Source organism: Bacillus sp. RB3, from assembly GCF_030164735.1.
GTDB classification, from domain to species: domain Bacteria; phylum Bacillota; class Bacilli; order Bacillales; family Bacillaceae_G; genus Bacillus_A; species Bacillus_A cereus.
On record NZ_JASNGE010000028.1, the window covers coordinates 24,837 to 44,375 of the forward strand.

Sequence of the window (19,539 nt, forward strand, 5' to 3'; positions counted from 1 at the left end):
TAGGCCCCTTGATAGATGTAAATAACTTTGAATATATGAAGATTGGACTTGCTTCACCTGACAAGATTCGTTCTTGGTCATACGGTGAAGTTAAGAAACCAGAAACTATTAACTATCGTACGTTAAAGCCTGAAAAAGATGGCTTGTTCTGTGAGCGTATTTTCGGACCACAAAAGGACTGGGAATGTCATTGCGGAAAATACAAACGTGTACGTTATAAAGGTGTAGTTTGTGATCGATGTGGCGTTGAAGTAACGCGTGCAAAAGTACGTCGTGAACGTATGGGTCATATCGAATTAGCTGCTCCTGTATCTCATATTTGGTATTTCAAAGGTATCCCGAGCCGCATGGGACTTGTCTTAGACATGTCCCCTCGCGCGCTTGAAGAAGTAATTTATTTCGCTTCTTATGTTGTAACAGAAAGTGGAGATACACCACTTGATAAGAAGCAATTACTTTCTGAAAAAGAATACCGTGCATATCGTGATCGATATGGTAGCACATTCCAAGCTGCTATGGGTGCAGAAGCAATTAAAAAGCTACTACAAGACATCGATTTAGATAAAGAAGTAGACTTCTTAAAAGAAGAATTAAAAACAGCACAAGGACAACGCCGTACTCGTGCTATTAAACGTCTAGAAGTATTAGAAGCATTCCGTAACTCTGGAAATGAACCGTCTTGGATGATCTTAGATGTTCTACCAGTAATTCCACCAGAACTACGCCCAATGGTACAGTTAGACGGTGGACGTTTTGCTACTTCTGACTTAAACGACTTATACCGTCGTGTAATTAACCGTAACAATCGTTTAAAACGTCTATTGGACTTAGGTGCACCAAGCATCATCGTTCAAAACGAAAAACGTATGTTACAAGAAGCTGTAGACGCATTAATCGATAATGGTCGTCGTGGCCGTCCAGTTACTGGACCAGGTAACCGTCCATTAAAATCACTATCTCACATGCTTAAAGGTAAACAAGGACGTTTCCGTCAAAACTTATTAGGTAAACGTGTTGACTACTCTGGTCGTTCTGTAATCGTTGTAGGACCGAACTTAAAGATGTATCAATGTGGATTACCAAAAGAAATGGCGCTTGAACTGTTCAAACCTTTCGTAATGAAAGAGTTAGTTGAAAAAGGATTAGCACATAACATTAAGAGTGCGAAACGTAAAATCGAGCGTGTACAACCTGAAGTTTGGGACGTTTTAGAGTCTGTGATTAAAGAACATCCAGTACTTCTAAACCGCGCACCAACACTTCACCGTCTTGGTATCCAGGCGTTTGAACCTACATTAGTAGAAGGTCGCGCAATCCGTCTTCACCCACTTGTATGTACTGCATACAACGCGGACTTTGACGGTGACCAAATGGCCGTTCACGTACCTTTATCATCAGAAGCTCAAGCTGAAGCTCGTCTTCTTATGTTAGCGGCACAAAACATCTTGAACCCGAAAGACGGTAAACCAGTTGTTACTCCATCTCAGGATATGGTATTAGGTAACTATTACTTAACACTTGAGCGTGAAGGTGCAATCGGTGAAGGTATGGTCTTCAAAGATGCAAACGAAGCATTGCTTGCATATCAAAATGGATATGTTCATCTTCATACACGTGTTGCAGTAGCTGCAAGTGCAGTAAACAACGCAACATTTACTGAAGAGCAAAAGAGTATGCTTCTATTAACAACAGTTGGTAAATTAATATTTAACGAAATCTTACCAGAGTCGTTCCCTTATATTAATGAACCAACAAATTCAAACCTTGAAAAAGAAACACCAGCGAAATATTTCGTTGAAAAAGGTGCGAACATTAAAGAAATTATTGCTAGTCGCGAAGAAGTGGCGCCATTTAGCAAGAAAATCCTTGGTAACATCATTGCGGAAGTATTCAAACGTTTCCAAATTACAGAAACGTCTCGCATGCTTGACCGTATGAAAAACTTAGGATTCAAGTACTCTACAAAAGCTGGTATTACAGTTGGGGTATCTGACATTCTTGTATTAGGCGAAAAAGATGAAATTCTCCACGAAGCACAAGCAAAAGTAGATAATGTAATTAAACAATTCCGTCGCGGTTTAATCACGGAAGAAGAACGTTACGATCGCGTTATCTCTATTTGGAGTAATGCAAAAGATGTTATCCAAGGAAAACTGATGAAATCCTTGAATAAACGCAACCCAATCTTCATGATGAGTGACTCAGGTGCCCGTGGTAACGCATCTAACTTTACTCAGCTTGCTGGTATGCGTGGTCTTATGGCCAATCCATCTGGTCGTATCATCGAACTTCCAATCAAATCGAGTTTCCGTGAAGGTTTAACAGTACTTGAGTACTTCATCTCTACGCACGGTGCGCGTAAAGGTCTTGCTGATACAGCACTTAAAACTGCCGATTCTGGTTACTTAACACGTCGTCTTGTTGACGTTGCACAAGATGTAATCGTTCGTGAAGATGATTGTGGAACAGATCGCGGTTTATTAATCGGTGCGATTAAAGAGGGTAATGAAGTTATCGAGTCATTATATGATCGTCTTGTTGGACGTTTTGCAAGAAAAACTGTAAAACATCCTGAAACAGGTGAAGTATTAGTTGCTGAAAATCAATTAATTACTGAAGATATCGCTCATATCGTTGAAAATTCGGGTGTTGAAACTGTAAACATTCGTTCAGCGTTTACGTGTAACACTCGCCACGGTGTATGTAAGAAGTGTTACGGTCGTAACTTAGCAACTGGAACAGACGTAGAAGTAGGAGAAGCGGTAGGTATTATCGCAGCTCAATCTATCGGTGAGCCAGGTACACAGTTAACGATGCGTACATTCCATACAGGTGGGGTTGCCGGAGATGATATCACTCAAGGTTTACCTCGTATCCAAGAGATCTTCGAAGCTCGTAATCCGAAAGGTCAGGCAGTTATCAGTGAAATCGACGGTGTTATCGCAGCGATCAACGACGTTAAAGATCGCCAAGAAGTAGTTGTACAGGGTGAAGTTGAAGCTCGTACGTATGCTATTCCTTACGGTGCTCGTCTGAAAGTAACTCCAGGACAGCCAATTAGCCACGGTAAAGAGTTAACAGAAGGTTCTATTGATCCGAAAGAATTACTAAAAGTAACGGACATTACGGCGGTTCAAGAATACTTATTACGTGAAGTTCAAAAAGTATACCGTATGCAAGGGGTAGAAATTGGTGACAAACACGTAGAAGTAATGGTACGTCAAATGTTACGTAAAGTTCGTGTAAGTGATGCAGGTGAAACAGATGTATTACCAGGAACATTACTAGATATCCATCAGTTCACTGATGCGAATGCTAAGGTCTTACTGCAAGGTAAGCAACCAGCAACAGCTAGACCTGTTCTACTTGGTATTACAAAAGCTTCACTTGAAACAGATTCATTCTTATCTGCAGCATCGTTCCAAGAAACAACTCGTGTCTTAACTGATGCAGCAATTAAGGGTAAACGCGATGAACTTCTAGGATTAAAAGAAAATGTTATTATCGGTAAACTTGTTCCTGCTGGAACAGGTATGAATCGTTATCGCAAAGTGGATCTTGTAAAAACAACACAAGATGACATGAATGTAGAAAACGATGAGGTTTATGTGGAACAGTAAAATTTTCCGGCATAAATTTTGTATAAAAACAATTAATCTTAGTTGACATTGTATGAGTCAAAATGTTACTATAATCAAGGTTGCTCCTGAACGATGCTTTGGAGGATATTTATATGTCTTATCAAAAAGTATCAACTGCTGAAAATGTAGTCGTTGGTCATAAACGCACATTGGAGGCAATCAAAAATGGTACAGTTAAAGAAGTTGTCATCGCAGAGGATGCTGACATGCGGTTAACCCATGCTATCATTCGTGTTGCAATGCAATATAACGTGCCCATAACAAAAGTTGAATCAGTTCGTAAGCTTGGTAAAGCTTCGGGGATTCAAGTGGGAGCTTCAGCAATAGGAATAATAAGTTAAAACTGTTTTTGTGAGGAGAGAGCATTTGCTCTTCCTTGCAAAAACTTTGTTTTCAACTAATAATGAACCACCTGGATATGTGGTCATACAAACATGCGAAGGGAGGATAATCAAATGCCTACTATTAACCAATTAGTGAGAAATGGTCGTACTGATAAAGTATGGAAATCTAAATCACCTGCGTTAAACAAAGGTTTTAACTCTTTAAAGAAAAAATCAACTGATATCTCTGCACCTCAAAAACGTGGTGTATGTACTCGTGTTGGTACAATGACTCCAAAGAAACCTAACTCAGCGTTACGTAAATACGCTCGTGTACGTTTAACAAATGGTATCGAGGTTACAGCTTACATCCCAGGTATCGGTCATAACCTACAAGAGCATAGCGTAGTATTAATTCGCGGTGGTCGTGTAAAGGATTTACCGGGGGTACGTTACCACATCGTTCGTGGTGCGCTTGACACAGCTGGTGTTGACAAACGTATGCAAGGACGTTCTAAATATGGTACTAAGAGACCAAAACCTGCTAAAAAATAATAACTTTAAAATGAAAGGAGGAACTCAATATGCCTCGTAAAGGACCTGTTGCGAAACGTGACGTGTTACCAGATCCAATGTACAATTCGAAGCTAGTAACACGCCTTATCAACAAAATGATGGTTGACGGTAAAAAAGGTAAATCTCAAACAATTCTTTATAATGCGTTCGATATCGTAAACGAACGTACTGGTAAAGAGCCAATGGAAGTATTCGAGCAAGCTCTTAAGAACATCATGCCTGTTCTTGAAGTACGCGCTCGTCGTGTTGGTGGTGCTAACTACCAAGTTCCAGTTGAGGTTCGTCCAGAACGCCGTACAACTTTAGGTCTTCGTTGGTTAGTAAACTACGCTCGTCTTCGTGGTGAAAAAACTATGGAAGAGCGTCTTGCTAACGAAATCTTAGATGCAGCTAACAACGCTGGTGCATCTGTTAAGAAACGTGAAGACACTCATAAAATGGCAGAAGCTAACAAAGCATTTGCTCATTACCGTTGGTAGGATTCAACGTAAAATAAATGTAAGCATAAACCGCTTTATTTGTCGCTTATGGAAGTGTGGAGAGGGAGAATGCCTCTCCCTTTCATCGGGCGCTCGTTTTACATAATGAGAGTACTGGACATACTGACATGTGTAACAATATAAAGTGGCTTTTTTGCTACTTAAAATAAAAAAATCCAATCCATATATGGAAGGAGCAAGACACCAAATGGCAAGAGAGTTCTCTTTAGAAAACACTCGTAATATTGGTATCATGGCTCACATCGATGCTGGTAAAACAACAGCAACTGAGCGTATTCTGTACTACACAGGACGTATTCATAAAATCGGTGAAACTCACGAAGGTGCATCTCAGATGGACTGGATGGAGCAAGAGCAAGAGCGTGGTATCACAATTACTTCTGCTGCAACTACAGCACAATGGAAAGGTCATCGTGTAAACATCATTGATACTCCAGGACACGTAGATTTCACAGTAGAAGTAGAACGTTCTTTACGCGTACTTGATGGCGCTGTAGCAGTACTTGATGCGCAATCTGGTGTAGAACCACAAACAGAAACTGTTTGGCGTCAGGCTACTACTTACGGCGTACCTCGTATCGTATTCGTTAACAAAATGGATAAGATCGGTGCAGATTTCTTATACTCTGTAGGAACAATCCACGATCGTTTACAAGCAAACGCACATCCAATTCAGTTACCAATCGGTGCTGAAGATGAGTTCAATGGTATCATTGACCTTGTTGAAGAGTGTGCTTACATGTACGGTAACGATTTAGGAACAGACATTCAACGTGTTGAAATTCCTGAAGAGCACAAAGAATTAGCTGAAGAATACCGTGGAAAACTTATTGAAGCGGTAGCTGAGCTTGATGAAGAAATGATGATGAAGTACCTAGAAGGTGAAGAAATCACTGTAGAAGAGCTTAAAGCTGGTATCCGTAAGGCTACAACTTCTGTAGAATTCTTCCCAGTAATCTGTGGTTCTGCATTCAAAAACAAAGGTGTTCAAATTCTGTTAGACGCAGTTATCGACTACCTTCCATCTCCACTAGATGTACCTGCTATTAAAGGTACTCTACCGGATACAGATGAAGAAGTAGAACGTAAGTCTAGCGATGAAGAACCATTCGCAGCTTTAGCATTCAAAATCATGACTGACCCTTATGTTGGTAAGTTAACGTTCTTCCGTGTGTACTCTGGTGTGTTAAACTCTGGATCATACGTGAAAAACTCAACTAAAGGTAAGCGTGAGCGTGTAGGTCGTATCCTACAAATGCACGCTAACAGCCGTGAAGAGATTTCAACAGTTTACGCTGGTGATATCGCTGCTGCTGTAGGTTTAAAAGATACTACTACTGGTGATACTCTTTGTGACGAGAAGAGCCTTGTTATCCTTGAGTCTATGGAATTCCCAGAGCCAGTTATCTCTGTAGCTATCGAACCAAAATCTAAAGCTGACCAAGATAAAATGGGTACAGCATTATCTAAGCTTTCTGAAGAAGATCCAACATTCCGTGCTCACACTGACCAAGAAACTGGCCAAACTATCATCGCTGGTATGGGTGAACTTCACCTTGATATCATCGTTGACCGTATGCGTCGTGAATTCAAAGTGGAAGCAAACGTTGGTGCTCCTCAGGTAGCATACCGTGAGACTTTCCGCGCTGCTGCGAAAGTTGAAGGTAAGTTCGCTCGTCAATCTGGTGGTCGTGGACAATTCGGTCACGTTTGGATTGAGTTTGAACCTAACGAAGAAGGTAAAGGATTCGAATTCGAAAACAAGATCGTCGGTGGTGTAGTTCCTCGTGAATACATCCCAGCTGTTGGAGCAGGTCTTGAAGATGCACTTAAAAATGGTGTACTAGCTGGTTATCCACTAGTTGACATTAAAGCTGCATTAGTTGACGGATCTTACCATGATGTCGATTCATCTGAGATGGCGTTCAAAATCGCTGCATCTATGGCACTTAAAGCTGCGGTTTCTAAATGTAGCCCAGTAATTCTTGAGCCAATGATGAAAGTTGAAGTTGTAATTCCTGAAGAGTACATGGGTGACATTATGGGTGACGTAACATCTCGTCGTGGACGTGTAGAAGGTATGGAAGCTCGCGGTAACGCACAAGTTGTTCGCGCTATGGTTCCACTTTCTGAAATGTTCGGTTATGCAACGTCATTACGTTCTAACACTCAAGGACGCGGAACATTCTCTATGGTGTTTGACCACTATGAAGAAGTACCAAAGTCTGTTTCTGAAGAAATTATCAAAAAAAATAAAGGTGAATAATTGATTTTTATCGATTGTTCAAGTATAACTACTTATGTAAGCTTAGAAAGTGGGACGTAAGTTTCACTTTCTAGTCTAAATATAAAATAACCTATATAAACTAAGGAGGAATTTAGAATGGCTAAAGCTAAATTCGAACGTTCTAAACCCCATGTTAACATCGGTACAATCGGCCACGTTGACCATGGTAAAACTACATTAACTGCTGCGATCACTACAGTTCTTGCAAAAGCTGGTGGTGCTGAAGCACGCGGATACGATCAAATCGATGCTGCTCCAGAAGAAAGAGAGCGCGGTATCACAATCTCAACTGCACACGTTGAGTACGAAACTGAAACTCGTCACTATGCACACGTTGACTGCCCAGGTCACGCTGACTATGTTAAAAACATGATCACTGGTGCTGCTCAAATGGACGGCGGTATCTTAGTAGTATCTGCTGCTGATGGCCCAATGCCTCAAACACGTGAGCACATCCTTCTTTCTCGTCAAGTAGGTGTTCCTTACATCGTTGTATTCTTAAACAAATGCGACATGGTAGATGACGAAGAATTATTAGAATTAGTAGAAATGGAAGTTCGCGACCTATTATCTGAATACGGATTCCCAGGCGACGACATTCCTGTAATCAAAGGTTCTGCTCTTAAAGCTCTTCAAGGAGAAGCTGATTGGGAAGCAAAAATCATTGAATTAATGGCTGAAGTTGATGCTTACATCCCAACTCCAGAACGTGAAACTGACAAACCATTCTTAATGCCTGTAGAGGACGTATTCTCTATCACAGGTCGTGGTACAGTTGCTACTGGTCGTGTTGAGCGCGGTATCGTTAAAGTTGGTGACGTAGTAGAAATCATCGGTCTTGCTGAAGAAAATGCTTCTACAACTGTAACTGGTGTAGAGATGTTCCGTAAACTTCTTGACCAAGCTCAAGCTGGAGACAACATCGGTGCTTTACTTCGTGGGGTTGCTCGTGAAGACATCCAACGTGGACAAGTACTTGCAAAAAGCGGTTCTGTAAAAGCTCACGCTAAATTCAAAGCTGAAGTTTTCGTATTATCTAAAGAAGAAGGTGGACGTCACACTCCATTCTTCGCTAACTACCGTCCTCAGTTCTACTTCCGTACAACTGACGTAACTGGTATCATCCAATTACCAGAAGGTACTGAAATGGTAATGCCTGGTGACAACATCGAAATGACTATCGAACTTATCGCTCCAATCGCTATCGAAGAGGGAACTAAATTCTCTATTCGTGAAGGTGGACGTACAGTAGGTTACGGTGTAGTTGCTACTATCGTTGAGTAATCTTAACTGATATAAAAAAACCTAAGGGATTTTCCCTTAGGTTTTTTGTTTGCGTTTATATAAGGGAGAAGAGAGTGTTTTTTTGTTTTGACGAGTTTCTTCTATAGTAATATAAAAACAACAAAAGATAATCCAGAAACTGTAAAATGAATTCTGTTAGATGAAAACTTGAAATTCTTTAAAGTGCCATGTATAATAGCAAAAGTAGAGAAAAGCAGATGCAAACAAAAAGATGCTTGCATCTAGACGAATAACATTGTATAATAGACAATGTTGGTCTTTGACTGCGATGAAGTGGAAGGTTGCTGACACACCCGGCCGCTTTGCCATGGCATGGTGTGGGGAAATTTCCATGGAGAAGGTCTATTTTAGAAATAGGCGAACGAAGGAGGGAAAATAATGGCAAAAGAAAAAATTCGTATCCGTTTAAAAGCTTACGATCACCGTATTCTTGATCAGTCAGCTGAGAAAATTGTAGAAACAGCTAAGCGTTCTGGGGCAACAGTTTCTGGTCCGATCCCATTACCAACTGAAAAAACTGTTTACACAATTCTTCGTGCTGTTCATAAGTACAAAGATTCTCGTGAGCAATTCGAAATGCGCACGCACAAACGTCTAATCGACATCGTGAGTCCTACTCCACAAACAGTAGATTCATTAATGCGTTTAGACTTACCATCTGGTGTAGATATCGAAATCAAACTATAATTTATATAACTTAAAAATGTAGGAGGTGTAACTCATGACCAAAGGAATCTTAGGAAGAAAGATCGGTATGACTCAAGTATTTGCTGAGAACGGTGAGTTAATCCCAGTAACAGTTATCGCTGCTAATCCAAACGTTGTTCTTCAAAAGAAAACAACTGAAACTGATGGCTACAATGCAATCCAGTTAGGATTTGAAGATAAACGTGAAAAGTTAACTAACAAACCTGAACAAGGCCACACTGCTAAAGCATCTACAACTCCTAAGCGCTTCATTCGCGAAATCCGCGATGCAGACGTGGACGGATTAGAGGTTGGTCAAGAGGTAAAAGTTGACGTATTCGCTACAGGTGAAATCGTTGATGTAACAGGAATTTCTAAAGGTAAAGGTTTCCAAGGTGTTATCAAACGCCACGGACAATCTCGCGGACCTATGTCTCATGGTTCTCGCTATCACCGTCGTCCAGGTTCAATGGGCCCAGTTGCTCCGAACCGTGTATTCAAAGGCAAAAAACTTGCTGGACGTATGGGTGGAGACCAAGTTACTATCCAAAACTTAGAAATCGTTCAAGTTGACACTGAGCGCAACTTATTACTAGTAAAAGGTAACGTTCCAGGTGCTAAGAAATCTCTTGTAGTTGTTCAAGGCGCTGTGAAGGTTAGCAAATAATTCACAATAGGAAGGAGGAATTCCAATGCCAAAAGTTACTGTATATAACCAAACTGGTTCACAGGTTGGTGAAATCGAATTAGCTGAAGCTATTTTCGGTATCGAACCAAATGAAGCTGTACTTTTCGAAGCTGTAATGATGCAACGTGCATCTTTACGTCAAGGTACACACAAAGTAAAAACTCGCTCTGAAGTTCGCGGTGGTGGTCGTAAACCATGGCGTCAAAAAGGAACTGGACGTGCTCGTCAAGGGTCTATCCGCTCTCCTCAATGGCGTGGTGGTGGTACGGTATTCGGACCTACACCAAGAAGCTATGCGTACAAACTTCCTAAGAAAGTTCGTCGTTTAGCAATCAAATCTGCATTAGCTACTAAAGTAGTTGAGAACAACATTGTAGTTCTTGAAGACCTAGTGTTAAATGCACCAAAAACAAAAGATATGCTAGCAGTACTTAAAGGATTAACTGTTGAGAAGAAAGCTCTTATCGTAACTGCTGATGCAAACGAATCTGTAGAGTTATCTGCTCGCAATATCCCTGGAGTAACAGTAATCACTGCTGATGGCGTAAACGTTTTAGACGTGCTTCATCATGATAAGCTAATCATGACAAAAGCGGCAGTGGAAAAAGTAGAGGAGGTGCTTGCATAATGAGAGATCCTCGTGATATCATTAAGCGCCCAGTTATCACTGAACGTTCTATGGAAATGATGGCTGAAAAAAAATACACGTTCGATGTGGACGTTAAATCTAATAAAACAGAAGTTAAAGATGCTCTTGAAGCGATCTTTGGTGTTAAAGTAGAAAAAGTGAACATCATGAACTACAAGCCGAAAGCAAAACGCGTTGGTCGTCACGCTGGTTTTACTAGCCGTCGTCGTAAAGCAATCGTTAAGCTAACTGCTGACAGCAAAGAAATCGAAATCTTCCAAGGCGTTTAATTCTTACTAAAGAAGGAGGGAAATTGAGATGGGAATCAAAAAGTATAATCCAACTACTAACGGTCGTCGTAATATGACTACGAATGATTTCGCTGAAATCACGACTGATAGACCCGAAAAGTCATTACTTGCTCCTTTAAGCAAGAAGGCTGGTCGTAATAACCAAGGTAAAATCACTGTACGTCATCAAGGTGGCGGACATAAGCGCCAATACCGTATCATCGACTTTAAGCGTAACAAAGATGGAATTCCAGGACGCGTTGCTACGATCGAATACGATCCAAACCGCTCTGCGAATATCGCATTAATTAACTACGTTGACGGTGAAAAACGTTACATTCTTGCTCCTAAATCTTTAGAAGTAGGTATGGAAGTTATGTCTGGCCCAGAAGCTGACATCAAAATCGGTAACGCATTACCATTAATCAATATTCCAGTAGGTACTGTTGTTCATAACATCGAGCTTAAGCCTGGTCGTGGCGGACAATTAGTTCGTTCTGCTGGTACATCTGCTCAAGTACTTGGTAAAGAAGGTAAATACGTACTTGTACGTTTAACTTCTGGTGAAGTACGTCTTGTATTATCTGCTTGTCGCGCTTCAATCGGTCAAGTAGGTAACGAACAACACGAACTTATCAAAATCGGTAAAGCAGGTCGCTCTCGCTGGTTAGGTAAACGCCCAACAGTTCGTGGTTCTGTAATGAACCCGGTTGATCACCCACACGGTGGTGGTGAAGGACGTTCTCCAATCGGACGTAAGTCTCCAATGTCTCCATGGGGTAAACCAACTCTTGGATTCAAGACTCGTAAGAAAAACAAAGCGTCTGACAAATTCATCGTTCGTCGTCGTAAAAAATAATGGGATTGTAGTACGGTTCATTTCTAGAACCGTACGCCAATCACGAAGGGAGGCACCAAAATGGCTCGTAGCTTAAAAAAAGGACCATTTGTCGATGATCACTTAATGAGCAAAATGGAAAAATTAGTTGCATCTGAGCAAAAACAAGTTGTTAAAACTTGGTCTCGCCGTTCAACAATCTTCCCTCAGTTCATCGGACACACAATCGCTGTATATGATGGTCGTAAACACGTACCTGTGTACATCACTGAGGATATGGTTGGCCATAAGTTAGGTGAATTCGCACCAACTCGTACGTACAAAGGTCACCTTGCTGACGATAAGAAAACTAGAAGATAATGAGAGGAGGCACTTCAATGCAAGCTAAAGCAGTAGCGAGAACAGTTCGTATTGCTCCTCGTAAAGTTCGTTTAGTAGTAGACTTAATCCGAGGTAAGCAAGTGGGTGAAGCGATTGCTATCCTTAACCACACACCAAAAACTGCTTCTCCAGTTGTAGAAAAAGTTTTAAAATCTGCAATCGCAAATGCAGAGCACAATTATGAGATGGACATTAACAACCTAGTTGTTGAAAAAGTTTTCGTTGACGAAGGTCCAACGTTAAAACGTTTCCGTCCACGTGCAATGGGTCGTGCAAGCCAAATTAACAAACGCACAAGCCACATCACAGTTGTGGTATCAGAAAAGAAGGAGGGATAATCGATGGGTCAAAAGGTTAATCCAATTGGTCTTCGTGTCGGCGTTATCCGTGACTGGGAATCTCGTTGGTTCGCTGAGAAAGATTACGCTACATTATTACATGAAGACATCAAAATCCGTGAGTACATTAATGTACGCTTAAAAGATTCTGCTGTTGCTAAAGTAGAAATCGAACGTGCAGCAAATCGTGTAAATGTTACAATTCACACTGCAAAACCTGGTATGGTAATTGGTAAAGGTGGTACTGAAGTTGAAGCACTTCGTAAAGCTCTTAACCAATTAACAGGCAAGCGTGTACACATCAACATTTTAGAAGTTAAGAGAGCTGATCTTAACGCTAAATTAGTAGGCGAAAACATCGCTCGTCAATTAGAAAACCGTGTATCATTCCGTCGTGCACAAAAGCAAGTTATTCAACGTGCTATGCGTGCAGGTGCTAAAGGTATTAAAACACAGGTTTCTGGTCGTCTTGGCGGAGCTGATATCGCTCGTGCAGAATCTTACAGTGAAGGAACTGTTCCACTTCATACACTTCGCGCTGATATTGACTATGCAGCAGTTGAAGCTGATACAACATACGGTAAATTAGGCGTAAAAGTATGGATCTACCGTGGAGAAGTCCTTCCTACAAAAAAGAAAGCTTCTGAGGAAGGAGGAAAATAATATGTTAATGCCAAAACGCGTAAAATATCGTAGAGAGCATCGTGGTAAAATGCGTGGTCGTGCTAAAGGTGGAACTGAAATTGCTTTCGGTGAATTCGGTTTACAAGCACAAGCTGCTTCATGGATTACAAACCGTCAAATCGAAGCTGCTCGTCGTGCAATGACTCGTTACATGAAACGTGGCGGTAAAGTATGGATTAAAATTTTCCCTTCTAAACCTTACACTGCAAAACCTCTAGAAGTACGTATGGGTTCCGGTAAAGGGGCACCAGAAGGCTGGGTAGCAGTAGTAAAACCTGGGAAAATTATGTTCGAAATCGCGGGTGTATCTGAAGAGGTAGCACGCGAAGCATTACGTCTTGCAGCTCACAAGTTACCTGTGAAATGTAAATTCGTAAAACGTGAAGAAAATGGTGGTGAATCTAATGAAAACTAATGATATTCGTGAATTAACCACTGCCGAAATCGAAACAAAAGTTAAAGCTTTAAAGGAAGAGTTGTTTAATCTTCGCTTCCAACTTGCTACAGGACAATTAGAGAATCCAACTCGCATTCGTGAAGTGCGTAAAGCAATTGCTCGTATGAAAACTGTAGTTCGTGAAAGAGAGATCGGAATTAATCGATAAATTGAGGGGAGGTTTGCATAGTGAGCGAACGTAACCAACGCAAAGTTTATACTGGTCGTGTAGTGTCTGACAAAATGGACAAAACGATTACAGTTTTAGTTGAAACTTACAAAACTCATTCCTTGTACGGAAAACGTGTTAAGTATTCTAAGAAGTACAAAGCCCATGATGAGCAAAACCAAGCGAAACTTGGCGATATCGTTAAAATCATGGAAACTCGCCCGCTTTCTGCTACTAAGCGTTTCCGTTTAGTTGAAATCGTTGAAGAAGCGGTTATTATCTAAATAGACGAATCGGAATTTTTAGTCCGAAGGGAGGTTTCATAACATGATCCAACAAGAATCTCGTTTGAAAGTTGCTGACAACTCTGGTGCACGTGAACTTTTAACAATTAAAGTATTAGGCGGCTCTGGTCGTAAATATGCTAACATTGGTGACATTATCGTTGCTACGGTAAAACAAGCAACACCAGGTGGCGTTGTTAAAAAAGGTGACGTTGTTAAAGCAGTAGTGGTACGTACGAAGAGCGGAGCTCGTCGTGCGGACGGTTCTTACATCAAATTTGATGAAAACGCAGCGGTTATCATTAAAGACGATAAGAGCCCACGTGGTACTCGTATCTTCGGACCAGTAGCTCGTGAATTACGTGATAGCAACTTCATGAAGATCGTTTCTTTAGCTCCAGAAGTTCTATAATTTAAGGTATTGCCTTGCTAAGGAGGTGCAGAATTAAGATGCATGTAAAAAAAGGTGATAAAGTACAGGTAATCACTGGTAAAGACAAAGGAAAACAAGGCGTTATCCTTGTGGCTTTCCCAAAGCAAAACCGTGTTATCGTTGAGGGTGTCAATATCGTTAAGAAGCACTCTAAGCCATCTCAATTAAATCCACAAGGTGGAATTATTACTAAAGAAGCACCTATTCACGTTTCTAACGTTATGATTTTAGATCCGAAAACAGGTGAACCTACTCGTGTAGGCTTCAAAGTAGAAGATGGTAAAAAAGTTCGTATTGCAAAAAAATCTGGTGAATTATTAGATAAATAATTTTCTTAAGAAAGGAGGTCACTTCATTGAATCGCCTTAAAGAGAAGTTCCAAAAGGAAATTACTCCTGCTCTAGTGAGCAAGTTTAACTATAAATCTGTAATGCAGGTACCAAAAATCGAAAAGATCGTAATCAACACTGGTGTTGGTGACGCGGTATCTAACTCAAAAGCGTTAGACAACGCAGTAGAAGAATTAACACAAATCACAGGTCAAAAACCTGTTGTAACTCGTGCTAAAAAATCAATCGCTGGTTTCCGTCTTCGTGAAGGTATGCCAATCGGTGCGAAAGTAACTTTACGCGGCGAGCAAATGTATGAGTTCTTCGACAAATTAGTATCAGTTTCTTTACCACGTGTACGTGATTTCCGTGGTGTTTCTAAGAAATCATTCGATGGTCGTGGAAACTATACATTAGGTGTTAAAGAGCAACTTATTTTCCCTGAGATTGATTATGATAAAGTAAGCAAAGTCCGCGGTATGGACATCGTAATCGTTACTACAGCGAAAACTGATGAAGAAGCTCGTGAACTTTTAACACAATTCGGTATGCCATTCCAAAAATAATGGAAGCCAACGCTAAGTAGAGGAGGCGAAAACGTGGCTAAAAAATCTATGATAGCGAAACAAAAGCGTACTCCTAAGTTTAAAGTACAAGAGTATACACGTTGCGAACGCTGCGGTCGTCCGCATTCTGTATACCGCAAATTTAAACTTTGCCGTATTTGTTTCCGTGAACTTGCATATAAAGGTCAAATTCCTGGTGTTAAAAAAGCTAGTTGGTAAAACCCACAAATGGGAAGGAGGTAAAACACATGGTGATGACAGATCCAATTGCAGACATGCTTACTCGCATCCGTAATGCGAACATGGTACGTCATGAGAAATTAGAGGTTCCTGCTTCTAAAATCAAAAAAGAGATCGCTGAACTTTTAAAACGTGAAGGTTTCATTCGTGATGTAGAATACATCGAGGATAACAAACAAGGTATCCTTCGTATTTTCCTGAAATATGGTGCAAACAATGAACGTGTAATCACTGGATTAAAACGTATCAGTAAACCTGGCTTACGCGTTTACGCTAAAGCTGACGAAGTACCACGTGTACTTAACGGATTAGGTATCGCTCTTGTTTCTACATCTAAGGGAGTAATGACAGACAAAGACGCTCGTCAATTACAAACTGGTGGAGAAGTAGTAGCATACGTTTGGTAATATATATTTAAAACGAACGGAGGTGTGACCACATGTCTCGTATTGGTAAAAAGATTCTTGAAATCCCTGCAGGTGTTACTATTACAGTTGCAGAAGACAATACTGTAACAGTAAAAGGCCCTAAAGGTGAATTAACTCGTACTTTCAATGCTGATATGCTTATCAAAATTGAAGAGAATACATTAACAGTTGAGCGTCCATCTGAACAGAAGGAACACCGTGCATTACACGGTACAACTCGTGCTTTAATCGGAAACATGGTTGAAGGTGTAACTGAAGGTTTCGCACGCGGACTTGAATTAGTCGGTGTTGGTTACCGTGCTCAAAAACAAGGTGATAAACTTGTATTAAGCGTAGGTTATTCTCATCCAGTAGAAATGACTCCGGAAGCAGGTCTTGAAGTTGAAGTACCTGCACCAACTAAGATCGTAATTAAAGGTATCGACAAGCAACGTGTTGGCGAATTCGCTGCTAACATCCGTGCTGTACGTGCTCCTGAGCCTTACAAAGGTAAAGGTATTCGTTACGAAGGCGAAGTTGTTCGTCGTAAAGAAGGTAAAACTGCTAAGTAAACCCGTTAGGTGAGAGAAAGGAGTGACAAGAATGATCACTAAAGCTGATAAAAATGCGACTCGTAAGAAAAGACATGCACGTGTACGTGCTAAACTTACTGGTACTGCAGAGCGTCCACGTTTAAACGTGTTCCGTTCTAACCAACATATTTACGCTCAAGTTATTGATGATGTGAATGGTGTAACGTTAGTAAGTGCATCTACTCTTGATAAAGACCTTGCTCTTAACGGTACTAGCAATATTGAAGCTGCTACGAAAGTTGGAGAATCAGTTGCTAAGCGTGCTGTAGAGAAAGGCGTTAAAGAAGTAGTATTTGATCGCGGTGGTTACTTATACCATGGCCGTGTTAAAGCTCTAGCTGAAGCTGCTCGTGAGGCTGGATTACAATTTTAATGGTCAAAGGAGGGAAAATTGATGCATCGCATTGACCCAAGTAAATTAGAACTTGAAGAACGTGTAGTTACGATAAATCGTGTCGCGAAAGTTGTTAAGGGTGGTCGTCGTTTCCGCTTTGCTGCACTAGTTGTAGTTGGCGATAAAAACGGTCATGTTGGATTCGGTACTGGTAAAGCACAAGAGGTACCAGACGCAATCCGTAAAGCTATCGAAGACGCTAAGAAAAACTTAATCGCTGTACCATTAGTTGGTACAACAATTCCACACACAATCAATGGTCATTTTGGCGCTGGTGAAGTATTCTTAAAACCTGCTGCTGAGGGTACTGGTGTTATTGCTGGTGGACCTGTTCGTGCGGTCCTTGAATTAGCTGGTGTACAAGATATTCTTTCGAAATCTCTTGGTTCTAACACACCAATCAACATGATTCGCGCTACTGTGAACGGATTAAGCGAACTTAAGCGCGCTGAAGATGTTGCAAAATTACGCGGTAAATCTGTAGAAGAGCTACTAGGTTAAGGAGGGAAAACAAATGGCGAAAAAGTTAGAAATTACCCTCACTCGTAGTGTAATTGGTCGTCCACAAGATCAACGTGCGACGGTAGAAGCTTTAGGTCTTAAAAAGTTGAATTCAACTGTAGTTAAGGAAGAAACTCCTGCTATTCTTGGTATGATCAACAAAGTTTCTCACCTTGTAACTGTAAAAGAAGCTTAAGGATAACTCATTAATATAAGGAGGTGCCTGGGAATGAAACTTCATGAATTAAAACCTGCAGAAGGTTCTCGTAAAGTACGTAACCGTGTCGGTCGTGGTATCGGTTCTGGTAACGGTAAAACTGCTGGTAAAGGTCATAAAGGACAAAACGCACGTTCTGGCGGCGGTGTTCGTCTTGGCTTCGAAGGTGGTCAAACTCCATTATTCCGTCGTTTACCAAAACGCGGCTTCACAAACATTAACCGTAAAGAGTTTGCTATTGTAAACTTATCAACGTTAAATCGTTTTGAAGATGGTACAGAAGTAACACCTGAATTATTGCTGGAAACTGGCGTTATCAGCAAGTTAAACGACGGTGTTAAAGTTCTTGCAAGCGGAGCAGTAGAGAAAAAACTAACTGTTAAAGCGCACAAGTTCTCTTCAAGTGCTAAAGAAGCAATTGAAGCAGCTGGCGGATCAGTTGAGGTGATCTAATGTTTCGTACAATCTCCAACTTTATGCGCGTTGCTGAGATAAGACGTAAAATATTATTCACTTTAGCGATGTTAATCGTATTCAGGATTGGCACGTTTATCCCCGTGCCATTTACAAATGGAGACGTACTGAAGGCACAAGATCAATTAAATGCTTTAGGTATTCTAAATACATTTGGCGGTGGAGCCTTGAAAAACTTCTCCATCTTTGCGATGGGAATCATGCCGTATATTACAGCATCCATCATCGTGCAATTATTGCAGATGGATGTTGTTCCTAAATTTTCGGAATGGTCGAAGCAAGGGGAAATGGGCCGTCGTAAATTAACGCAATTCACGCGTTACTTTACAATTGTTCTTGCGTTTATTCAGGGGTTTGGTATGTCAATCGGTTTTAACGGTATGGTAGGTGGACAATTAATTTTGAATCCAGGTTGGAGCACTTATTTATACATTGCTACGGTACTGACTGCTGGTACTGCATTTTTAATGTGGTTAGGTGAACAGATTACAGCTAAAGGTGTAGGTAATGGTATTTCCATCCTTATCTTTGGCGGTATTGCCGCAGCGATCCCAAGTGTTATATCTCAAGTGTATCAGCAACAGTTTCAAAATATCGGAGATCAATTGTTCATGAGTATCGTTAAAGTTGCGTTGATTTTACTAGCTGTGCTAGCAGTTATTGTGGGTGTTATTTTCATTCAACAGGCTGTTAGAAAGATCCCAATTCAATATGCGAAGCGTGTAACAGGAGGAAATGGTGGTTATGCTGGAGCACAAAACACACATTTACCGCTTAAGGTAAATAGTGCTGGTGTTATTCCAGTAATTTTTGCTGTTTCATTCTTAATTACGCCTCCGACTATTGCACAGTTCTTCCCGAAACATGATGTATCGCAGTGGATTATTGCAAACTTTAACTATTCTCACCCAGTGGGAATGATCATATATGTTGCGCTCATTGTAGCCTTCACATATTTCTATGCATTTGTTCAGGTTAATCCAGAGCAAATGTCAGAGAATCTAAACAAGCAAGGTGGATATGTTCCAGGTATTCGTCCGGGTAAGAATACGGAACAATATCTAACAAAAATCTTGTATCGTTTGACCTTTGTAGGATCAATTTTCCTAGCAGCGATTGCAATCTTACCAGTTATCTTTACGAAATTGGGAAATCTTCCTCCATCTGCACAGATCGGTGGAACGAGTATGTTAATCGTTGTCGGCGTTGCTTTAGAAACAATGAAGCAGCTAGAAAGCCAACTGGTAAAACGCCATTACAAAGGGTTTATCAAGCAGTGAGTAAGTGGGAAGAATTGTCTTCCCTACATGCTCATGTACTCTGAGGGGGA

At 40.8% G+C, this 19,539-nt stretch carries 28 protein-coding genes; all 28 read left to right on the plus strand.

The window, feature by feature from the left end; all coding sequences use genetic code 11:
• Positions 1–8: 8 nt before the first annotated feature.
• The 28 genes from rpoC to secY all read left to right on the plus strand — a co-directional run bounded on the left by rpoC (position 9) and on the right by secY (position 19,489).
• Positions 9–3,620: a DNA-directed RNA polymerase subunit beta' gene (gene rpoC, locus QO049_RS24590; RefSeq protein WP_000567939.1), complete on the plus strand. Its 3,612-nt coding sequence runs from the start codon at positions 9–11 to the stop codon at positions 3,618–3,620.
• Positions 3,621–3,733: 113 nt separating this feature from the next.
• Positions 3,734–3,982 carry a 50S ribosomal protein L7ae-like protein gene (locus tag QO049_RS24595; RefSeq protein WP_000121837.1) on the plus strand — a complete coding sequence of 83 codons (249 nt, stop codon included), beginning with the start codon at positions 3,734–3,736 and terminating at the stop codon, positions 3,980–3,982.
• A gap of 114 nt (positions 3,983–4,096) precedes the next feature.
• Positions 4,097–4,519: a 30S ribosomal protein S12 gene (gene rpsL / locus QO049_RS24600; protein WP_001142341.1), complete on the plus strand. Its 423-nt coding sequence runs from the start codon at positions 4,097–4,099 to the stop codon at positions 4,517–4,519.
• 29 nt (positions 4,520–4,548) lie between these two features.
• Positions 4,549–5,019 carry a 30S ribosomal protein S7 gene (rpsG, locus tag QO049_RS24605; protein ID WP_001137491.1) on the plus strand — a complete coding sequence of 157 codons (471 nt, stop codon included), beginning with the start codon at positions 4,549–4,551 and terminating at the stop codon, positions 5,017–5,019.
• Positions 5,020–5,227: 208 nt separating this feature from the next.
• Positions 5,228–7,306: an elongation factor G gene (gene fusA / locus QO049_RS24610; protein WP_000090370.1), complete on the plus strand. Its 2,079-nt coding sequence runs from the start codon at positions 5,228–5,230 to the stop codon at positions 7,304–7,306.
• A gap of 117 nt (positions 7,307–7,423) precedes the next feature.
• Positions 7,424–8,611, plus strand: coding sequence for an elongation factor Tu (tuf, locus tag QO049_RS24615; protein WP_001029614.1), 1,188 nt, complete (start codon positions 7,424–7,426; stop codon positions 8,609–8,611).
• Positions 8,612–9,010: 399 nt separating this feature from the next.
• Positions 9,011–9,319 (plus strand): 30S ribosomal protein S10, encoded by a 309-nt coding sequence (gene rpsJ, locus QO049_RS24620; RefSeq protein WP_001040596.1) that lies wholly within the window; start codon positions 9,011–9,013, stop codon positions 9,317–9,319.
• A gap of 34 nt (positions 9,320–9,353) precedes the next feature.
• Positions 9,354–9,986 carry a 50S ribosomal protein L3 gene (gene rplC / locus QO049_RS24625; protein WP_000160207.1) on the plus strand — a complete coding sequence of 211 codons (633 nt, stop codon included), beginning with the start codon at positions 9,354–9,356 and terminating at the stop codon, positions 9,984–9,986.
• A 25-nt stretch (positions 9,987–10,011) separates the two neighbouring features.
• Entirely contained in the window at positions 10,012–10,635 is a 624-nt protein-coding gene (gene rplD, locus QO049_RS24630; RefSeq protein WP_001127258.1) for a 50S ribosomal protein L4, read from the plus strand.
• On the plus strand, positions 10,635–10,925 hold the full coding sequence (rplW, locus tag QO049_RS24635) for a 50S ribosomal protein L23 (protein WP_001205558.1): 291 nt from the start codon (positions 10,635–10,637) through the stop codon (positions 10,923–10,925). The genes rplD and rplW overlap by 1 nt, the downstream gene beginning before the upstream one ends.
• Before the next feature lie 28 nt (positions 10,926–10,953).
• Positions 10,954–11,784, plus strand: a complete 831-nt coding sequence (gene rplB, locus QO049_RS24640) for a 50S ribosomal protein L2 (RefSeq protein ID WP_000511583.1) — start codon at positions 10,954–10,956, stop codon at positions 11,782–11,784.
• Positions 11,785–11,844: 60 nt separating this feature from the next.
• The gene (gene rpsS / locus QO049_RS24645) at positions 11,845–12,123 is read left to right on the plus strand and encodes a 30S ribosomal protein S19 (protein WP_000124454.1); all 279 of its coding nucleotides are present in this window, start codon (positions 11,845–11,847) and stop codon (positions 12,121–12,123) included.
• Positions 12,124–12,140: 17 nt separating this feature from the next.
• Positions 12,141–12,482: a 50S ribosomal protein L22 gene (gene rplV / locus QO049_RS24650; protein WP_001148024.1), complete on the plus strand. Its 342-nt coding sequence runs from the start codon at positions 12,141–12,143 to the stop codon at positions 12,480–12,482.
• A 3-nt stretch (positions 12,483–12,485) separates the two neighbouring features.
• The gene (rpsC, locus tag QO049_RS24655) at positions 12,486–13,145 is read left to right on the plus strand and encodes a 30S ribosomal protein S3 (RefSeq protein ID WP_000529956.1); all 660 of its coding nucleotides are present in this window, start codon (positions 12,486–12,488) and stop codon (positions 13,143–13,145) included.
• A gap of 1 nt (position 13,146) precedes the next feature.
• The gene (gene rplP, locus QO049_RS24660) at positions 13,147–13,581 is read left to right on the plus strand and encodes a 50S ribosomal protein L16 (protein ID WP_000928969.1); all 435 of its coding nucleotides are present in this window, start codon (positions 13,147–13,149) and stop codon (positions 13,579–13,581) included.
• A complete protein-coding gene (gene rpmC, locus QO049_RS24665) occupies positions 13,571–13,771 on the plus strand; it encodes a 50S ribosomal protein L29 (protein ID WP_000855718.1) in 201 nt (66 codons plus the stop codon). The genes rplP and rpmC overlap by 11 nt, the downstream gene beginning before the upstream one ends.
• 20 nt (positions 13,772–13,791) lie before the next feature.
• The gene (gene rpsQ / locus QO049_RS24670) at positions 13,792–14,055 is read left to right on the plus strand and encodes a 30S ribosomal protein S17 (protein WP_000004106.1); all 264 of its coding nucleotides are present in this window, start codon (positions 13,792–13,794) and stop codon (positions 14,053–14,055) included.
• 43 nt (positions 14,056–14,098) lie between these two features.
• On the plus strand, positions 14,099–14,467 hold the full coding sequence (gene rplN, locus QO049_RS24675; protein WP_087947720.1) for a 50S ribosomal protein L14: 369 nt from the start codon (positions 14,099–14,101) through the stop codon (positions 14,465–14,467).
• Positions 14,468–14,505: 38 nt separating this feature from the next.
• Positions 14,506–14,817: a 50S ribosomal protein L24 gene (rplX, locus tag QO049_RS24680; RefSeq protein ID WP_000558200.1), complete on the plus strand. Its 312-nt coding sequence runs from the start codon at positions 14,506–14,508 to the stop codon at positions 14,815–14,817.
• A gap of 26 nt (positions 14,818–14,843) precedes the next feature.
• Positions 14,844–15,383 (plus strand): 50S ribosomal protein L5, encoded by a 540-nt coding sequence (rplE, locus tag QO049_RS24685; RefSeq protein ID WP_001080831.1) that lies wholly within the window; start codon positions 14,844–14,846, stop codon positions 15,381–15,383.
• Between the two features lie 33 nt (positions 15,384–15,416).
• A complete protein-coding gene (gene rpsN, locus QO049_RS24690; RefSeq protein WP_001085700.1) occupies positions 15,417–15,602 on the plus strand; it encodes a 30S ribosomal protein S14 in 186 nt (61 codons plus the stop codon).
• 29 nt (positions 15,603–15,631) lie between these two features.
• Positions 15,632–16,030 (plus strand): 30S ribosomal protein S8, encoded by a 399-nt coding sequence (rpsH, locus tag QO049_RS24695; RefSeq protein ID WP_000245511.1) that lies wholly within the window; start codon positions 15,632–15,634, stop codon positions 16,028–16,030.
• A gap of 32 nt (positions 16,031–16,062) precedes the next feature.
• The gene (gene rplF, locus QO049_RS24700) at positions 16,063–16,602 is read left to right on the plus strand and encodes a 50S ribosomal protein L6 (protein WP_000086558.1); all 540 of its coding nucleotides are present in this window, start codon (positions 16,063–16,065) and stop codon (positions 16,600–16,602) included.
• Between the two features lie 31 nt (positions 16,603–16,633).
• Positions 16,634–16,996 carry a 50S ribosomal protein L18 gene (gene rplR, locus QO049_RS24705; protein WP_000628816.1) on the plus strand — a complete coding sequence of 121 codons (363 nt, stop codon included), beginning with the start codon at positions 16,634–16,636 and terminating at the stop codon, positions 16,994–16,996.
• 21 nt (positions 16,997–17,017) lie between these two features.
• Complete coding sequence (gene rpsE / locus QO049_RS24710; RefSeq protein WP_000554646.1) at positions 17,018–17,518, plus strand: 30S ribosomal protein S5; 501 nt, start codon at positions 17,018–17,020, stop codon at positions 17,516–17,518.
• Between the two features lie 13 nt (positions 17,519–17,531).
• Positions 17,532–17,714 carry a 50S ribosomal protein L30 gene (gene rpmD / locus QO049_RS24715; RefSeq protein WP_001085234.1) on the plus strand — a complete coding sequence of 61 codons (183 nt, stop codon included), beginning with the start codon at positions 17,532–17,534 and terminating at the stop codon, positions 17,712–17,714.
• Between the two features lie 33 nt (positions 17,715–17,747).
• Complete coding sequence (rplO, locus tag QO049_RS24720; RefSeq protein ID WP_000766081.1) at positions 17,748–18,188, plus strand: 50S ribosomal protein L15; 441 nt, start codon at positions 17,748–17,750, stop codon at positions 18,186–18,188.
• Positions 18,188–19,489, plus strand: a complete 1,302-nt coding sequence (secY, locus tag QO049_RS24725; RefSeq protein ID WP_000490117.1) for a preprotein translocase subunit SecY — start codon at positions 18,188–18,190, stop codon at positions 19,487–19,489. Before rplO ends, secY begins: the two co-directional genes overlap by 1 nt.
• Positions 19,490–19,539: the final 50 nt, after the last annotated feature.

Excerpts from the sequence above, each read along its gene's own strand:
- rplX (WP_000558200.1), top strand. The coding sequence starts at position 14,506 with ATGCATGTAAAAAAAGGTGATAAAGTACAGGTAATCACTGGTAAAGAC.
- rplO (WP_000766081.1), top strand. The coding sequence starts at position 17,748 with ATGAAACTTCATGAATTAAAACCTGCAGAAGGTTCTCGTAAAGTACGT.
- rpsJ (WP_001040596.1), top strand. The coding sequence starts at position 9,011 with ATGGCAAAAGAAAAAATTCGTATCCGTTTAAAAGCTTACGATCACCGT.
- fusA (WP_000090370.1), top strand. The coding sequence starts at position 5,228 with ATGGCAAGAGAGTTCTCTTTAGAAAACACTCGTAATATTGGTATCATG.
- rpsC (WP_000529956.1), top strand. The coding sequence starts at position 12,486 with ATGGGTCAAAAGGTTAATCCAATTGGTCTTCGTGTCGGCGTTATCCGT.
- rplP (WP_000928969.1), top strand. The coding sequence starts at position 13,147 with ATGTTAATGCCAAAACGCGTAAAATATCGTAGAGAGCATCGTGGTAAA.
- rplR (WP_000628816.1), top strand. The coding sequence starts at position 16,634 with ATGATCACTAAAGCTGATAAAAATGCGACTCGTAAGAAAAGACATGCA.
- rpsH (WP_000245511.1), top strand. The coding sequence starts at position 15,632 with ATGGTGATGACAGATCCAATTGCAGACATGCTTACTCGCATCCGTAAT.
- QO049_RS24595 (WP_000121837.1), top strand. The coding sequence starts at position 3,734 with ATGTCTTATCAAAAAGTATCAACTGCTGAAAATGTAGTCGTTGGTCAT.
- rplD (WP_001127258.1), top strand. The coding sequence starts at position 10,012 with ATGCCAAAAGTTACTGTATATAACCAAACTGGTTCACAGGTTGGTGAA.
- rplC (WP_000160207.1), top strand. The coding sequence starts at position 9,354 with ATGACCAAAGGAATCTTAGGAAGAAAGATCGGTATGACTCAAGTATTT.
- rplW (WP_001205558.1), top strand. The coding sequence starts at position 10,635 with ATGAGAGATCCTCGTGATATCATTAAGCGCCCAGTTATCACTGAACGT.
- rpsE (WP_000554646.1), top strand. The coding sequence starts at position 17,018 with ATGCATCGCATTGACCCAAGTAAATTAGAACTTGAAGAACGTGTAGTT.
- rpmD (WP_001085234.1), top strand. The coding sequence starts at position 17,532 with ATGGCGAAAAAGTTAGAAATTACCCTCACTCGTAGTGTAATTGGTCGT.
- rpmC (WP_000855718.1), top strand. The coding sequence starts at position 13,571 with ATGAAAACTAATGATATTCGTGAATTAACCACTGCCGAAATCGAAACA.
- rpsS (WP_000124454.1), top strand. The coding sequence starts at position 11,845 with ATGGCTCGTAGCTTAAAAAAAGGACCATTTGTCGATGATCACTTAATG.
- rpsG (WP_001137491.1), top strand. The coding sequence starts at position 4,549 with ATGCCTCGTAAAGGACCTGTTGCGAAACGTGACGTGTTACCAGATCCA.
- rpsL (WP_001142341.1), top strand. The coding sequence starts at position 4,097 with ATGCCTACTATTAACCAATTAGTGAGAAATGGTCGTACTGATAAAGTA.
- tuf (WP_001029614.1), top strand. The coding sequence starts at position 7,424 with ATGGCTAAAGCTAAATTCGAACGTTCTAAACCCCATGTTAACATCGGT.
- rplB (WP_000511583.1), top strand. The coding sequence starts at position 10,954 with ATGGGAATCAAAAAGTATAATCCAACTACTAACGGTCGTCGTAATATG.
- rplV (WP_001148024.1), top strand. The coding sequence starts at position 12,141 with ATGCAAGCTAAAGCAGTAGCGAGAACAGTTCGTATTGCTCCTCGTAAA.
- secY (WP_000490117.1), top strand. The coding sequence starts at position 18,188 with ATGTTTCGTACAATCTCCAACTTTATGCGCGTTGCTGAGATAAGACGT.
- rplN (WP_087947720.1), top strand. The coding sequence starts at position 14,099 with ATGATCCAACAAGAATCTCGTTTGAAAGTTGCTGACAACTCTGGTGCA.
- rplF (WP_000086558.1), top strand. The coding sequence starts at position 16,063 with ATGTCTCGTATTGGTAAAAAGATTCTTGAAATCCCTGCAGGTGTTACT.